Genomic DNA, 17,168 nt, shown 5'->3' with positions numbered 1-17,168 from the left:
TTTTATGCTTAATTATTAGATGATTAATTTTTTTTTATTTCTTCCCAACCTTTATGTAAAATATGTACTCTATATAAGTAAGAACCGATATAAAGGATTTTAACATAAAGAGAGTATAGTATGAAAAAGAAATTCACCTTAGAAATAGCGAACCCATGTTCAGAAAATTTTGATAAAATGATTCCTAATGCAAACGGTTCATTTTGTGGTTCTTGTATGAAAAATGTAATCGATTTGAGTAAAAAAACGAATTCTGAAGTTGCTAAATTCATTGCGGAAAATAAAGACCAAAGCATTTGTGCCCGACTAAAAACTGCACAGCTTACCGAGCAGTTTGAACATAACGAAACTTCAAAGATTAATAATTTTAAATATGCTGCAGTCGCGGCATCTCTTATGATTGCTTCAAATTTAAGTGCGCAAGAAAAAGAGCCAGTTAAAACTGAAATAAATTGTCCAGAGCCAAGTGTTTATAAGTTGGGTAAAATTGCTTATAATCATGTTAAAAATGAAGAAATTTCGTTTTTAATAAAAGGTAAATTGTTAGAGAGTAAAACAAATCGACCTTTTGATAGGGAAGCATATCCAAATTTGATGCTTTCTGTTAACGGTTTAGAAAATCCGGTAAAAATAAATGCAAAAACTGGGGAGTTTTCTATAGCTGCAAAGATTTTGAAAAGCAGTAAAAGCTTGATGGTTACAATTACTAGTAATGATTACTATCTTTCAAAAGAAATATCTTTTTCTATAAAATCAGTTAAGAATAATGTCTTGATACAAAATATTAGTATCAATTCGGAAGAGCTTACGAAAATTTATATTGCTGGTGGATTGGGAATTAATTATACTAGATAATGATCTATTTGTAAATAAAAAACGGGCTGTCTAATATTAGTTAGGCAGCCCGTTTTTATATTTTATTTTAAAAGAATTTAATCAAACTCAGAAGTAAAATATAATTTCACACTTGGATATTTACTTTGTGTCATTTGAATTGTAAAATCAGAATCAGCTAAGAATACCAATTGACCATATTTATCGTGAGCTAAGAATTTTTGCTTGATACGTTTAAATTCTTTAAATTCTTCGTTCTTCGCATCATCAGGTTTCACCCAGCATGCTTTGTGTACAGGGAAATTCTCATAGGTACATTTTGCGCCATATTCATGCTCTAAACGATATTGAATAACCTCATATTGAAGAGCTCCAACCGTTCCGATAACTTTACGATTATTCATCTCCAAAGTAAATAACTGTGCAACACCTTCATCCATTAATTGATCAACCCCTTTTTCTAATTGCTTAGCTTTCATAGGATCTGCATTATTAATGTATCTAAAGTGCTCTGGAGAGAAACTAGGGATACCTTTAAAGCTCATTACTTCACCTTCAGTTAAAGTATCTCCAATTTTAAAGTTTCCTGTATCATGCAAACCAACAATATCTCCTGGATAAGAAATATCAACGATTTCTTTTTTCTCAGCGAAAAAGGCATTTGGGCTTGAGAATTTTAAATTTTTCTTCTGACGAACGTGGTAATAAGGTTTATTTCTTTCAAAAGTTCCCGAAACAATCTTTATAAAGGCTAAACGGTCTCTGTGTTTTGGATCCATATTAGCATGGATTTTAAAAACAAAACCAGTCATTTTTTCTTCTGCAGGATCAACCAAACGAGTTTCAGAATCTTTTGGTCTAGGAGATGGGGCAATTGTAACGAAACAATCTAACAATTCGCGAACTCCAAAATTATTTAAAGCAGAACCAAAGAATACCGGCTGGATTTTTCCATCTAAATAATCCTGACGCTCAAATTTTGGATAAACTTCATCAATTAATTCTAATTCTTCTCGAAGCTTTTCAGCAGCCTTTTGACCAACAATTTTATCTAACTCTGGGTTGTTTTGAACGTCAGAGAAAGCGATAGTTTCTTCGATATTTTTACGACTGTCTCCACTAAAAAGATTGATGTTTTCTTCCCATAAATTATAAATTCCTTGGAAATCATAACCCATTCCGATTGGGAAACTTAAAGGAGTAACTTTTAATCCCAATTTTTGCTCTACTTCATCCATCAAATCAAAAGCGTCTTTACCTTCACGATCTAATTTGTTGATGAAAACAATCATAGGAATGTTACGCATTCTACAAACCGAAACTAATTTTTCAGTTTGTTCCTCAACCCCTTTTGCAACGTCAATCACAACAATTACACTATCAACAGCGGTTAAAGTTCTAAAAGTATCTTCAGCAAAATCCTTGTGCCCGGGAGTATCAAGAATATTGATTTTTTTGTCTTTATAATTAAAAGCAAGTACAGAAGTCGAAACCGAAATACCTCTTTGGCGTTCGATTTCCATGAAATCACTAGTTGCTCCTTTTTTTATTTTATTGTTTTTTACGGCTCCAGCTTCCTGAATAGCACCTCCAAACAACAATAATTTTTCTGTTAAAGTTGTTTTACCAGCATCAGGATGCGAGATTATTCCAAATGTTCTTCTGCGTTGTATTTCTTTTAAAAAACTCATATTTTATATAAATAGGTTGCAAAAGTACTATTAATTACGCCGATTTAAAAATAAATAAGACTCTGTTTTTGGAGTTGACGTTTTGGATTTTAGGCAGATATCGTATCAAAAATCCTTTAACTAATTCTTTTTAGTATATTAGTTTCTATAATGCATATAATTTTTTGTTAATAGTATGGCTGATAGTTGTATTATGTAATTGAATTGTTATTTTTGTTCGTTTTAAGTAAAAGAAATAGAAATTAACTATTTTGGATTTTTAGAAAATGCTTTTTGCAGAAACTAGAATAGTTGGCTAGATTACAGACAATACAGATCTTTACATTCAAATTAAATTTAAAATAATGTTATTAAAAAAATTACAGCTAAAAACAATTGGTTATAGACTAGTCTTAACAATGTGTTTTTTACTTTTTTTCAACTCCGTGATTTCAGCTCAGGAAATTATTAAGGATCCTGTAGCCGAGAAACCTGCAGAACTTCATACGGGGCAAAAACAGAAAATTGATGGTATTATTGCCACTGTTGGAGATTATATTGTTTTAGATTCGGATATTGATAAAGGCTACTTAGAAATTGCAAGTCAAGGAGGTAATGTAAAAGATATTACAAGATGCCAAATGCTTGGAAAATTATTAGAAGATAAACTATATGCACATCAAGCAATTCAAGACAGTATCGTTGTAAGCGATGCAGAGGTTAGAGGAATGATGGATGAGCGATTGAATTATATGGTACAACAAGTTGGAGATATCAATAAAGTTGTAGAATACTATAAAAAGAGTTCAGTTGAAGAGTTTAAAACGTATTTTGCCGACATCTTGAAAGAACAAAAATTAGCCTCAGAAATGAGAGATAAAATTGTTAAAGATGTTCAAATAACACCTGAGGAAGTTCGTAATTTCTTTAAAAAAATACCAAAAGATGAATTGCCGACTTTTGGAGCAGAGATGGAAGTAGCACAGATTGTTGTTGATCCAGCAGTTTCTAAAGAAGACAAGCAAAAAGTAATAGATCGATTAAATGATATTCGAAAAGACGTTTTAGAAGGGTCTAGTTTTGCAACAAAGGCTGTTTTGTACTCGCAGGATCCAGGATCTTCACCTAATGGTGGTTATTACAAAATGACACGTAAAACACCTTTTGTAAAAGAATTTAAAGATGTTGCATTTAGCTTACAGGAAGGTGAAATTTCTGCGCCATTCGAAACCACTTTTGGATTCCATATCATTATGGTTGATAAAATTAAAGGACAAGAAGTTGAATTGCGTCATATATTAATTGCTCCTACAGTTTCTGAAAATGCTTTAAAAGAAGCAAAAGAAAGAGCGGCAAATATTAGAGCTAAAATTGTAAGCAAAACGATCACTTTTGCAGATGCAGCAAGAACTGAATCTGATGAAAAAGAAACAAAAGCAAACGGAGGAACTTTAGTAAATCCGAATACACAGGATACTCGTTTTGAATTGACTAAAATGGATCCAACTTTATACAGTCAGGTTTCAAACTTAAAAGATGATGAAGTTTCTCAGCCAATTTTAAATACCGATGATAAAGGAAAGAAAACGTATAAATTAATTACGGTTACTAATAGAATTGACGAGCATACAGCAGATTATGCTAAAGATTATACTAAAATTAAGGAATTAGCATTAAAAGAAAAACAAATCAATGCAATTGCAAAATGGTTTGATGCTAAAATTAAAGATACTTATATCAAAATTATTGGAGAATACAGAGATTGTACTTTTGCTAACAATTGGTTGAAAAAATAATTTTTATTAAATAAAGAAAAAGAGTTAGTTTTATGAATTCATAAAGCTGACTCTTTTTAATTTTAAATACACTTATAAATGTCTGATGTAACAGCAATTCATAATTTAGTTCAGAAACGCAATGAACTAAAAAACGAAATAGCAAAGGTAATTGTAGGGCAGGATGCCGTAATTGACGAAATTTTACTTTGTATATTTTCTGGCGGACATGCACTTTTAATTGGTGTTCCAGGACTGGCAAAAACATTAATGATAAATACTTTGGCGCAAGCTTTAGGTTTAGATTTTAAAAGAATTCAGTTTACACCAGATTTAATGCCATCAGATATTTTAGGAAGTGAAATTTTAGATGAAAACAGGCATTTTAAATTTATTAAAGGGCCAATATTTTCTAATATTATTTTGGCAGATGAGATTAATAGAACGCCTCCAAAAACACAAGCTGCATTGCTTGAAGCAATGCAGGAACGTTCAGTTACAATTGCGGGACATAATTATAAATTAGATTTGCCTTATTTTGTGCTAGCAACGCAAAATCCAATCGAGCAGGAGGGAACTTATCCGTTGCCTGAAGCGCAGTTAGACCGTTTTATGTTTGCTATTAAATTAGAGTATCCAACTTTTGAAGAAGAAGTAAAGGTGGTAAAGCAAACAACATCTGATAATAAAGTTGAAGTTAAGTCTTTGTTTACGGCACAGGAAATTATTGATTTTCAGCATTTGATTCGTAGAATTCCTGTTGCTGACAATGTTGTTGAATATGCAGTTACTTTAGTGAGCAAAACGCGTCCTGATAATTCATTGTCTAATGATTTTGTAAAGAATTATTTAGATTGGGGAGCGGGACCAAGAGCATCTCAAAATTTAATTTTAGCGGCGAAAGCTCACGCAGCTTTCAATGCTAAATTTTCGCCGGATATTGAAGATGTAAAAGCGGTAGCAACTGGAATTTTGAGACATAGAATTATTAAAAATTATAAAGCCGACGCTGAAGGGATAACTGAAGAAGTTATTATTAAAAAGCTGATGTAAATTATACTATTTAGATTGTAAAAAAGCCTGATAAATACTATCAGGCTTTTTTGTTTTAATTTGGAAAAAGTATTGAATTTTTGATTCCGAACGAAAGGTGAAATTGATGTATAAAAACGCAACTATAACGTTATAATTGCTTATTTAGAACTGTTCTGTTCAAAAATAGAAGTAAAATCTCACTTACATTATTTTGTCTAATTTCGACTTTGCTAAAGAAAGGTTTTTAAAATATCAATAATTCATTTTTTTAATGTAAAACTGATATTTTGACAAAAACAAGTAGCGAAAATCGTTTTTTAATAATAATAATTTTTGAAAATGCGACTTCTATTATATTATTTTTAATTCTCGGCTTTAATATTTAAATTTGCGTACAAAAAAACAAAAATACTTCTAACATATTATGAATACTTACAAAGATTACATTAAAGAAATCGAAGAAAGAAAAGGCCAAGGACTTCATCCAAAGCCAATTGATGGTGCAGAATTAGTAAGCGAAATTATTTCGCAGATTAAAGATTTAGATAACGAATACAGAGAAGATTCTCTTAAGTTTTTTATCTATAATACTTTGCCAGGTACTACAAGTGCTGCTGGTGAAAAAGCTAAGTTTTTAAAAGAAATTATATTAGGTGAGTCAGTAGTAAAAGAAATCACTCCAACTTTTGCTTTTGAATTATTATCACACATGAAAGGCGGGCCTTCTATTGAAGTGTTGTTAGATCTAGCTTTAGGTAATGACGCTGCAATTGCAGAAGCGGCAGCAAAAGTGCTGAAAACGCAAGTTTTCCTTTATGAAGCAGATACGGATCGTTTAATAGAAGCATTCAAAAGTAATAATGCAATAGCAAAAGAAATTCTTGAAAGCTATGCAAAAGCTGAATTCTTTACAAAGCTGCCAGAAGTAGCAGATGAAGTTAAAGTTGTAACTTTTATTGCTGGTGAAGGTGATATCTCAACAGATTTATTGTCTCCGGGTAATCAAGCTCACTCACGTTCAGATCGTGAACTTCATGGGCAATGTATGATTACTCCTCAAGCACAGAAAGAAATTAGAGAGCTGCAAGCACAGCACCCTGATAAAAGCGTAATGTTGATTGCAGAGAAAGGAACAATGGGAGTAGGTTCTTCAAGAATGTCAGGTGTAAATAACGTGGCTCTTTGGACAGGGAAACAAGCAAGTCCATATATTCCATTCGTAAACATCGCTCCAATTGTTGGTGGAACAAACGGAATCTCTCCAATTTTCTTAACAACTGTTGATGTTACAGGTGGAATAGGTTTAGATCTTAAAAACTGGGTAAAAAAGGTTGATGCAGAAGGTAATGTTGTTCGTAATGAAAATGACGAGCCAGTTTTAGAGCAAACATATTCTGTTGCTACAGGAACAGTGCTTACAATCAATATTAAAGAGAAAAAATTATATAACGGCGATCAAGAGTTAATTGACATTTCGAAGGCATTCACGCCTCAAAAAATGGAATTCATTAAAGCTGGAGGTTCGTACGCAATTGTATTTGGTAAAAAACTTCAAACACTTGCAGCAAAAGTTTTAAATGTTGAGGCACCTCTTGTATTTGCTCCATCAAAAGAAATCTCTCATGCAGGACAAGGTCTTACAGCAGTAGAGAAAATCTTCAACAAAAATGCAGTAGGTATCACTCCGGGTAAAGTATTGCACGCTGGTTCAGATGTTCGTGTTGAAGTTAACATTGTAGGTTCGCAAGATACTACGGGGTTAATGACTGCTCAGGAATTAGAATCTATGGCTGCAACAGTGATTTCGCCAATCGTTGATGGTGCGTACCAATCAGGTTGTCACACTGCTTCAGTTTGGGATAAAAAAGCACAGGCAAACATTCCAAAATTGATGAAATTTATGAACGATTTCGGATTAATCACAGCTCGTGATCCGAAAGGTGTTTATCATGCAATGACCGACGTTATTCATAAAGTTCTTAACGATATTACTATCGACGAGTGGGCTATTATTATTGGTGGTGACTCTCATACAAGAATGTCAAAAGGGGTAGCTTTTGGTGCCGACTCAGGAACAGTTGCTCTTGCACTTGCTACTGGAGAAGCTTCTATGCCAATTCCAGAATCTGTAAAAGTAACTTTCAAAGGAGATATGAAAGGTTATATGGATTTCCGTGATGTGGTTCATGCTACACAAGCGCAAATGCTGCACCAATTTGGAGGAGAAAATGTATTCCAAGGAAGAATCATTGAAGTTCACATTGGAACACTTACTGCTGACCAAGCATTTACATTTACAGACTGGACTGCAGAAATGAAAGCAAAAGCGTCTATCTGTATTTCAGAAGATGATACTTTAATTGAATCATTGGAAATTGCTAAAGGCAGAATCCAAATCATGATCGATAAAGGTATGGATAACGAAAAACGCGTTCTTCAAGGATTGATCAATAAAGCGGATAAGAGAATTGCAGAAATTAAATCGGCAGAGAAACCAGCTTTAACTCCAGATGCTAATGCTAAATATTATGCTGAAGTTGTAGTAGATCTTGATCTGATTTCTGAGCCTATGATTGCTGATCCAGATGTAAATAATGCTGATGTTTCAAAAAGATATACTCACGATACCATTAGACCTTTATCTTTCTATGGCGGAGTGAAAAAAGTAGATCTTGGATTTATTGGATCTTGTATGGTTCATAAAGGCGATATGAAAATCCTTGCTCAAATGTTGAAAAACGTAGAAGCGCAAACAGGAAAAGTTGAGTTTAATGCTCCTCTTGTTGTTGCTCCTCCAACTTATAATATCGTTGATGAGTTGAAAGCTGAAGGTGACTGGGAAGTTTTACAGAAATACTCTGGTTTCGAATTCGATGATAATGCTCCAAAAGGTGCTGCACGTACAGAATACGAAAATATGTTATACTTAGAGCGTCCAGGATGTAACCTTTGTATGGGTAACCAGGAAAAAGCGGCAAAAGGAGATACTGTTATGGCAACTTCAACACGTCTTTTCCAAGGAAGAGTTGTAGAAGATACTGAAGGTAAAAAAGGAGAATCATTACTTTCTTCTACACCAGTTGTAGTTTTATCTACAATTTTAGGTAGAACTCCAACATTAAATGAATATACAACTGCGGTTGAAGGTATCAACTTGACTAAGTTTGCGCCTTCTAACAAATCGTTAGTAATGTAATCTTACGATTATTAATATATAAAGAGCCCGAGTGATAAACTCGGGCTTTTTCTTTTATTGCTCTTCTATTTTTTGTAACTTGTCATGTTCAAAAAAATAAAACAAAAAACAATTACTTATGGCTTTTGATATTGAAATGATTAAAAAAGTGTATGAGAACATGCCGGGTCGTGTTGATAAAGCACGCGAAATTGTTGGTCGTCCACTTACATTAACAGAGAAAATTTTATACAATCACCTTTGGGATGGAAATCCAACTCAGGCGTTTGGAAGAGGTATTGATTATGTTGATTTTGCACCAGACCGTGTAGCGTGTCAAGATGCGACAGCGCAAATGGCATTGCTGCAGTTTATGCATGCAGGTAAATCTAAAGTAGCGGTTCCTACAACAGTACACTGCGATCACTTGATTCAGGCAAAAGTGGATGCTGCGACTGATTTGGCTAGAGCAAAAACACAAAGTAATGAAGTTTTTGATTTCTTATCGTCTGTTTCTAATAAATACGGAATTGGTTTTTGGAAACCAGGAGCAGGAATTATTCACCAAGTAGTACTTGAAAACTACGCTTTTCCTGGTGGAATGATGATTGGTACCGATTCTCATACTGTAAATGCAGGTGGTTTAGGAATGGTAGCTATTGGTGTTGGTGGAGCCGACGCTGTAGACGTAATGTCTGGAATGGCTTGGGAACTTAAATTTCCTAAATTAATCGGAGTAAAACTAACTGGTAAATTATCAGGATGGACAGCTCCAAAAGATGTTATTCTTAAAGTTGCTGGTATCCTGACTGTAAAAGGTGGTACAGGTGCTATCGTTGAATATTTTGGAGAAGGAGCGACTTCTATGTCGTGTACAGGGAAAGGAACGATTTGTAATATGGGCGCTGAAATTGGTGCAACAACTTCAACTTTTGGTTACGATGCTTCAATGGGGCGTTATTTGCGTTCTACAAACAGAGCTGATGTTGCAGATGCGGCCGATAAAATTGCTTCATACTTGACTGGAGATCCAGAAGTGTATGCAAACCCAGAAAAATATTTTGATCAAGTTATCGAAATCAATTTATCTGAACTAGAGCCTCACTTAAATGGTCCTTTTACACCAGATTTAGCGACTCCAATTTCTAAAATGAAAGAAGAAGCAATCAAAAATAATTGGCCATTACAAATTCAGGTTGGTTTAATAGGTTCTTGTACGAACTCTTCTTACGAAGATATTTCTCGTGCAGCTTCTTTAGCAAGACAAGTAGCAGATAAAAATTTAAAAACAAAAGCAGAATTTACTATTACTCCGGGTTCTGAAGTAGTTCGTTCAACGATCGAAAGAGACGGATTTATTGATACATTCCACAAAATTGGAGCAACTGTTTTTGCTAATGCCTGCGGACCATGTATTGGTATGTGGGATAGAGAAGGAGCAGAGAAAGAAGAAAGAAATACAATTGTTCACTCTTTCAACCGTAACTTTTCAAAACGTGCTGATGGTAATCCTAATACATTAGCTTTTGTTGGTTCTCCAGAACTAGTAACTGCAATGGCAATCGCTGGTGATTTAAGCTTTAATCCATTAACAGATAAACTAATCAATGAAGATGGAGAAGAAGTAATGCTGGATGCTCCAACAGGAGATGAACTTCCTGCTAAAGGTTTCTATGCTGAAGATCCCGGATTTCAAGCTCCAGCAGCGGATGGTTCAGGAGTTCAGGTTGTAGTGAATCCTGCATCAGAACGATTACAATTATTGGCTCCGTTTGATGCTTGGGATGGTAAAAACATTACAGGTGCTAAATTATTAATCAAAGCATTCGGAAAATGTACAACAGACCATATCTCTATGGCTGGTCCATGGTTGCGTTTCCGCGGGCATTTAGATAATATTTCAAATAATATGTTGATTGGAGCGGTGAATGCTTACAACCAAAAAACAAACTCAGTTAAAAACCAATTAACTGGGCAATACGATGCTGTTCCTGCTGTTGCCCGTGCATACAAAGCAGCTGGAGTACCTTCTATTGTTGTGGGAGATCACAATTATGGTGAAGGTTCTTCTCGTGAACATGCTGCTATGGAGCCTCGTTTCTTAGGTGTAAAAGCAGTATTAGTAAAATCTTTCGCTCGTATCCATGAAACAAACCTTAAAAAACAAGGTCTTTTAGGATTAACATTTGCGAACGAAGCAGATTATGATAAGATTCAAGAAGACGATACAATCAATTTCTTAGATTTAACCGAATTTGCGCCAGGAAAACCATTGACATTAGAATTTGTTCACGCAAACGGTTCTAAAGATATTATCTTAGCAAATCATACCTACAACGCAGGTCAAATTGGCTGGTTCGTTGCAGGATCGGCATTAAACTTAATTGCAGCCGGAAAAGCTTAATATTTTTTATATTCAATTATACTAGAAACGTTCTGTGAAAACAGAGCGTTTTTTATTTATTATAATTAGAAACTAATTTATTTAAAGCTTTAAGGTTTCGGCAGTTTTGCTTCCCCATTGAGCAATGGCTTGAAGCAACGGAATAAGTGTCCTGCCAAAAGAAGTTAATTCATAATCTACCCTCAAAGGAGGTTTGTTTGTGTGTACAGTTCGTGTAATAAGTCCATCTTCTTCAAGTTCTTTTAATTGAAGGCTTAATGTTCGTTCGGTAATAACTTTACATTCTTTCCTTAATTCACTATATCGCTTTTTTTCGATTAAATGAATGAGAATTACTGCTTTCCATTTGTCACCTATGTACTTCATTGTTAGGCTTGTACTGCAAGGATATTGTTTGTTGTCTATACTATACATCTGTTACTATCAATTTTATCCGTTATTGCAAAGATAGTTTACTATACTTAGTTTTGTAACAATAAAAAGTATAGTATAAATAAAAAATTAAAAATATGAATTTTTTAGACCTTGCAAAGAGTAGGTACGCAACAAAAAAGTATGATGCGGCCAAAAAGATTACAGCAGAACAAATTGAAGAGTTGAAAGAGATCATTCGATTAAGTCCTTCTTCTATAAACAGTCAGCCTTGGAAGTTTACTTTTGTTACCAATGAAACAGTAAAAAGAGAACTAGCAGCTCAATCTTATATGAACGAACAATCTATCAACGATGTTGGTCTTTTAGTGGTGTTTAGTGTAATGGAAGATATTGAGCATTTTGAAAAACGAAATATCTCTATTCTGCCAGAAGCGTGGAGAACTCTTTTTTACGAACCAATGATAAAATCGAATGGAGATGTCGCAACGAAATCTTGGATGGAACATCAAGTATATCTTTCGTTAGGTTATTTTTTAAGTGCTTGTGTAAGTATGGGACTTGATGCTACGCCAATGGAAGGTATAAACATTGAAGGCTATAAGCAAATATTGCCGCAAGACGGATATGCACCGCTATTTTCTGTTACAGTTGGATATGCTGATTTAAATGATTGGGCGCATCCGACGGTTTTGCCAAAATCTCGTTTTGAACTAGATGAGGTTGTGCATTCTATTTAAAGTAAAAACAGGTGTCATTTTTATGATGCCTGTTTTTATTTTTAGGCCGTTTCGATCCAGGATACGGCTGTAGTTTTCAGGACTATTAAAAAACTATTGATTTTCTTTAACTAAAGGAGTTTTTGAGTTTAACGTTTTAATACGGATTGGCTTCGTGTTTTCGAATTCATCAACAGAAATACTATAAGTGGCAGCAGAAGGATTCGTGCTGTATTCATTGTAAGTGTAACCGCCAATTATGTATAATTTGTCTCCGTAAAAATGCATTGTCGAAGATTTCAACTCAAGATCAATTAAGTATTCTTTTAGCTGATTTGATTTTATGTCATACACATACAATCTTCGATCATTAAAAAAGTAAATTGTGTTATTTTGAGAAGTAACTGCAGGATTTTCTAAAGGAGAAAAAAGATCTCCCTCAGTTTGCCATTTTTCATCAAGCAAATTCAAACTTACTATTTCAGATAAAGGTTGTCCATTATTTCCGCCAATTAAATAAATTATATCTCCTATTAAAACACCATTTGCTTCTTTCGCAGTCGGCATATCTGAAAGTTCATACCACAAGCCAGAAGGAATATTGTAAAAACGAACTTTGTTAGTGAAGGTTTTTTTACCTTTCAGAGTCTTTTTTATTGAGCCCCCCATAACAATAATATTGTCTTTGTAAGTAAACGAAGAAAAATTGACTGCCTGATGCGGATTAGTCTTATCAATCGTAATTGTATTTTTGCTTAAATCAAGAACTTCAATTTCATTTTCTAAATATTCAAATTTAGCATTTCTAGATATTCGCTTTCCTCCCAAAACATAAATCTTGTTATCGTAATAATGGAGTTTATTATAAGCTCTTTTTTTGAATTTTATTTCAGAAGTCTGCCAGCTGTCAGCATTGATGTCATAAATCAGAAAATCACCTCTATATGAATGAGAGCCTTCTTGACGACGAAGTTCATCATAAAAAGTTTTCATGAAAATTTCGGTATCTGTATTTACTGTTTTATCCTTTGCCTTTTGAAAAGCATCAGATTCATAAGAAGCGTCGCCTCCAACAATATAAATTTTACCATCTTTTGCCAGAGACCCAAAAGAATAAATAGCATTTTTTAAAGGAGCCAATTTCGTAAAAGCAATTTTCGATTTTAATTTTAATTTGCCATTCGCAGAAACAGCTATTTCAGATAAATTTTCTGTTTCCTCTTTCAGATAAATTTTAAAATTAAGCTTTCTAAGCTCTTTAAAAGAAATTTTAGAAATCTGGTATCCAATATGAGAGAATTGTAAAGTATCAGTTTCATTAAAACTTGATTCTTTTCGTATCATAAACTTCCCTTTTCTATCACTCAATGTTTTAAAGTTTTTTGAAGAATAAACGATATTTACATCTGAAATAGGTTGATTGCTTGTAGAAACTACAGTTCCTTCAGTATTTTGTGCATTTGATAAAAACGAAGATAAAAGAAAGATGAATAGTAATTTTTTCACAAGTTTTTATTAGTTAAGTTAAGGATAAATCTCTTTTAGAACATTATTTTTGTTTAAAAAACTGCAATTCAAAAAGTTGACACAATTTTGATGCCGTACTTGTTAAAATGAAGTGAATTAGTTGTTAAAAATAGTGTGTTTTTTACTTTAAAAAGTTAAATTCGCTTTTTAGGTAATATAGTTACTCTTTTTGAGTTTAAATTATTATCTAAACTTAAAAAAGATAGATAAACTTTAATAGGTGAGTATGGTTTTTAGATTAATTATAGTATTGTTTTTTTTTAGTGTTGGTGCTTTTTCTCAAGAAAAATTTACCAAACATAAAATCTCAAAAGGAGAAAACATTACTGTAATTGCTAAAAAATATGGTGTAAAAGTAAAAGATATCCAAGATGCAAATCCTAATGCACCTAAAGTTTTAAAACTAAATTCGGTTTTGCTAATCCCGAATAAAAATGTTCGTACTGCGCAAAAATCTTCTCAAACTGAAGCAAGTAAAACGAAAAATATAGCTTATGATACTCCAGGTTCACATGAAGTTTCGCAAAAAGAAACACTTTGGGGAATCGCTAAAAAATTCAATGTTTCTGTTGATGAATTGAAAAAAGCAAATCCAGCATTAGAAACAGACGGTTTAAAAATAGGACAGCATCTAAATATTCCTTCTAATGCTGTAGTAAGTTCAGAAAATGCAGTTAATACAAATGGAGCAACACCAGAAATTGTTCCTATTGCAAATACAGAGCTTAACGTTAAAGTACAAGTTAAAGAGACAAAATACTCAATTGCTAAGAAGTATGGAATAACGGTAGCAGAATTAGAACGTCAGAATCCTTTAATCAAAAAGAAACTCCGGGTAGGGCAATCTTTAAAGATTAGTATCACAGCAGAAAAAGCCAATCAGTTATTAGAAACAAACGATTTAAATGCTGAGAAGGAAGGTAGTACTTCTTCAAATGCGATCGCAACTGCCACAACTGGAATTAATACTGATGTAACAAAACCTGAAATTATTACTTCAGAAAATGCAGAAGTTGTCGTTGAGGTGCAGCCAAAAGAAACAAAGTATGCTATTGCAAAAAGATACGGAATTACAGTAGCTGAGCTAGAACGACAAAATCCATTTATAAAAGGGAAACTTCCGGTAGGATCTGTTTTAAAGATTAAAACCACTAAAGAAAAGGCAGATGCTTTAAATGTAAATTCATCTCAAGTAATCGATAGTGCACAGCCTTCAATAGTAGTCGCAGATAACTCAAATGCAGTCAAAGATTCGGGAGTTGTTAGACTAAGTAATCATTCCGATTTAATTAATCAGCTGATTAGTAATGCAACTGAAAATATTGGAACACGTTACCGTTCTGGCGGAACTACAAAAGCAGGTTTTGATTGTTCAGGATTAATGTTTTGTACTTTTGGGAACTTCGATATCAAACTGCCAAGAAGTTCAATAGAACAATCTCGAATAGGAACAAAAGTAGCTTCAGAAGAAGCTCAAAAAGGAGATTTAATTTTCTTTAAAACCAATGGAAGGCGCCATATAAACCATGTTGGTATGGTTGTTGAAAATGTCGATGGCGAGATTAAATTCGTACATTCTTCTACTCACGGCGGTGTTATGATTTCTTCGACAAAAGAAGCTTATTATACAAGAGCATTTTCGCAGGTAAATCGTGTTTTAGAATAAAATTATTTAAATAGTTAAGTAAATTTTTGTTTTAAATTCTTCAATTGAAAGAGGTTTGCTTAAAAAATCAGTTATATATTTACTATTCTTGATTTCTTGAATTTCATTAGTGTCTAATGTTGATGAAAGTACATAAATTTGAATCCCTCTTTTAAAATCTTCGCTTAGCTTGTGGAACTCATTTAAAAAATCAAAACCATTCATTATAGGCATTTGAATGTCTAATAAGATGACTAAGGATTGATTCTTTTTTTTATTATTGTTAAGCCATAAAATTCCCTCATTACCATCATTAGTGATACTTAGCTCGGTTATATTAAACACTTTTTTTAATAGTTGTTTAATAACAAGCTGGTCTATCAAATTGTCTTCAATTAATAAGAATTCTGGTTTAGGCATCATATGTATTTGGAATTGTTACAATAAATTTGCTTCCTATATTAGTTTTTGAGGATACAGATATGTTTCCTTTAATATTTTCGACGGCCTCTTTTACTATATATAGCCCTAGTCCTGATCCTTTATTTTTGTTAGTCCCAAAGTACATTTCAAAAATATGATCCCTGAATTCCTCTTTAATGCCAATTCCATTATCTGATATTTCTATTTTATGAAAACCGCCGTCAAAATAAGTTTTTATAGAAATAAGCATTTCTTGTTTGCTGTTGTCGGCATATTTTATTGCATTTGAGAGTAAATTACTTATGATAATTCTTAAGCGTAAACGATCACTTTGAATTTGATCAAGTAGTAATTCTTTGGTAAAAGTTATCTTGTTAGCATTTTCAATATGCATTAATTGCGCAATTGCTTCGTCAAATAATTCTTTTAGATTAACGGGTTCTATGATTGTTTGTATCCTTTTGTTTTTGGAATAATCTATAATATCACTTATAAATTGATCTTGTTTGCAAAGACTCTGATGCATTAAATTTAAATAATCTTTGATTTGGTCTATATCGTCTTCAAGCTGGGTAATTTGGATGAGCCCTTTTAGAGAGGTTATAGGGGATCTTAAGTCATGTGATGCGCTGTAAACAAATCTATCGAGTTCATGGTTGACTAATATTAGATTTTCATTTTTGACTTCAATTTCCTTTTTAGAAACAATTAATCGTTTAACCATGATTGAATAATAAAGAGAAACGCTGCAAATAATTATTAATATAAAAACAATATTGATAATGATAAGAAGGTCTTTTATTGTGCGAGTTCCTTCTCCTAGTGTGTTAGAGAAGTTCCGTTCATTGATAGTTAGTTTATCACTGATGCTGCTAATTTGTTGAAGAAATTTTTGTTGATCGGCATCAGTTAGTTGGTCGCATTTTATTTTTGAATCTATTTGTTGTCCAATAATAAATAATTGATAGATTAATTTGTCACCTTGTTCCCATTCGTGAATTGCTTTTGCTAAAAATGGAATCTCTTTAAAATGAACAAACAGCCAAACAAGATCATCTAAATCAGCTTCGTTATTTCGGCCCGTAAGAAGACCTTTTCGAGCTGCCTCATTGTCGCCAACTTTTAAAAGTGTTACCCTGGCAATTCCATCACCTTGCGGAACTTTTAATTCCTCTAAGTATAAATTCCATTGGTTTTCATCTTTTGTGTAGAGATAGGTTAAAAGATGTCTGGAAGCATCTTTTTGGCCTTTTGAATAATGTGATTCGCCATTTACATAAGCTCTATTTGCAGATAATATTTTGATGGTAAAAAAATTAATAAATATTAGTAAAGCGCAAGAAAGAAATACAATTAATAAAAGAACAAAAACATTTGGATAACGGAGTTTTTTAAAAAAATGACCTTTAGACATAGCTTTTGGATTAGTAGGTTAATAGTTTTAATTTCTGCCTTTAAAGTATTTTTTGAGCTGTTTTTTTTGTCTTAATTATATATTTAAAATGATTGCTTGTCAGTTGGTTAAAATGATAAACAATTGTTAATAAAAGATGTGGTATTTTAAGAAAATTGAATGTCCTTATCAAAAT

Annotated in this window: 12 protein-coding genes; 7 read left to right on the top strand and 5 right to left on the bottom strand. The window is 32.9% G+C overall.

Translation table 11 applies throughout. From position 1 onward, the window contains the following. Positions 1 to 120: 120 nt before the first annotated feature. Positions 121 to 855, top strand: a complete 735-nt coding sequence (locus BOW57_RS13755) for a hypothetical protein (RefSeq protein ID WP_129055038.1) — start codon at positions 121 to 123, stop codon at positions 853 to 855. Between the two features lie 77 nt (positions 856 to 932). Here the strand turns inward: BOW57_RS13755 and BOW57_RS13750 are convergent, their stop codons facing one another. Next, a complete protein-coding gene (locus tag BOW57_RS13750; RefSeq protein ID WP_071636614.1) occupies positions 933 to 2,525 on the bottom strand; it encodes a peptide chain release factor 3 in 1,593 nt (530 codons plus the stop codon). Positions 2,526 to 2,869: 344 nt separating this feature from the next. Between BOW57_RS13750 and BOW57_RS13745 the strand changes: the two genes are divergently transcribed. The 4 genes from BOW57_RS13745 to BOW57_RS13730 all read left to right on the top strand — a co-directional run bounded on the left by BOW57_RS13745 (position 2,870) and on the right by BOW57_RS13730 (position 10,893). Beyond that, positions 2,870 to 4,300 carry a peptidylprolyl isomerase gene (locus BOW57_RS13745; RefSeq protein ID WP_129055036.1) on the top strand — a complete coding sequence of 477 codons (1,431 nt, stop codon included), beginning with the start codon at positions 2,870 to 2,872 and terminating at the stop codon, positions 4,298 to 4,300. Between the two features lie 78 nt (positions 4,301 to 4,378). Next, entirely contained in the window at positions 4,379 to 5,332 is a 954-nt protein-coding gene (locus BOW57_RS13740; RefSeq protein WP_129055034.1) for a MoxR family ATPase, read from the top strand. 406 nt (positions 5,333 to 5,738) lie between these two features. Next, on the top strand, positions 5,739 to 8,510 hold the full coding sequence (locus tag BOW57_RS13735; RefSeq protein WP_129055032.1) for a bifunctional aconitate hydratase 2/2-methylisocitrate dehydratase: 2,772 nt from the start codon (positions 5,739 to 5,741) through the stop codon (positions 8,508 to 8,510). A gap of 118 nt (positions 8,511 to 8,628) precedes the next feature. Further along, positions 8,629 to 10,893, top strand: a complete 2,265-nt coding sequence (locus BOW57_RS13730; protein ID WP_129055030.1) for an aconitate hydratase — start codon at positions 8,629 to 8,631, stop codon at positions 10,891 to 10,893. A gap of 81 nt (positions 10,894 to 10,974) precedes the next feature. Here BOW57_RS13730 and BOW57_RS13725 read toward each other — a convergent pair whose 3' ends face one another. Then, complete coding sequence (locus BOW57_RS13725; RefSeq protein ID WP_129055028.1) at positions 10,975 to 11,307, bottom strand: helix-turn-helix domain-containing protein; 333 nt, start codon at positions 11,305 to 11,307, stop codon at positions 10,975 to 10,977. A 95-nt stretch (positions 11,308 to 11,402) separates the two neighbouring features. Between BOW57_RS13725 and BOW57_RS13720 the strand changes: the two genes are divergently transcribed. Continuing rightward, entirely contained in the window at positions 11,403 to 12,005 is a 603-nt protein-coding gene (locus BOW57_RS13720; RefSeq protein WP_129055026.1) for a nitroreductase family protein, read from the top strand. Between the two features lie 93 nt (positions 12,006 to 12,098). Here the strand turns inward: BOW57_RS13720 and BOW57_RS13715 are convergent, their stop codons facing one another. Continuing rightward, positions 12,099 to 13,490, bottom strand: a complete 1,392-nt coding sequence (locus tag BOW57_RS13715; protein WP_129055024.1) for a carboxypeptidase-like regulatory domain-containing protein — start codon at positions 13,488 to 13,490, stop codon at positions 12,099 to 12,101. A gap of 247 nt (positions 13,491 to 13,737) precedes the next feature. On the opposite strand from BOW57_RS13715, the gene BOW57_RS13710 reads away from it, so the two are divergent. Beyond that, entirely contained in the window at positions 13,738 to 15,177 is a 1,440-nt protein-coding gene (locus tag BOW57_RS13710; RefSeq protein ID WP_129055022.1) for a LysM peptidoglycan-binding domain-containing protein, read from the top strand. Positions 15,178 to 15,183: 6 nt separating this feature from the next. On the opposite strand, the gene BOW57_RS13705 is transcribed toward BOW57_RS13710, so the two are convergent. Then, positions 15,184 to 15,579 carry a response regulator gene (locus tag BOW57_RS13705; RefSeq protein ID WP_089053839.1) on the bottom strand — a complete coding sequence of 132 codons (396 nt, stop codon included), beginning with the start codon at positions 15,577 to 15,579 and terminating at the stop codon, positions 15,184 to 15,186. Beyond that, positions 15,569 to 16,993: a HAMP domain-containing sensor histidine kinase gene (locus BOW57_RS13700; RefSeq protein ID WP_129055020.1), complete on the bottom strand. Its 1,425-nt coding sequence runs from the start codon at positions 16,991 to 16,993 to the stop codon at positions 15,569 to 15,571. Before BOW57_RS13700 ends, BOW57_RS13705 begins: the two co-directional genes overlap by 11 nt. Positions 16,994 to 17,168 lie beyond the last annotated feature (175 nt).

It is taken from the genome of Flavobacterium sp. YO64, assembly GCF_004119505.1.
GTDB lineage: Bacteria > Bacteroidota > Bacteroidia > Flavobacteriales > Flavobacteriaceae > Flavobacterium > Flavobacterium oncorhynchi.
This window is presented reverse-complemented; position numbering and strand designations above follow the sequence as displayed.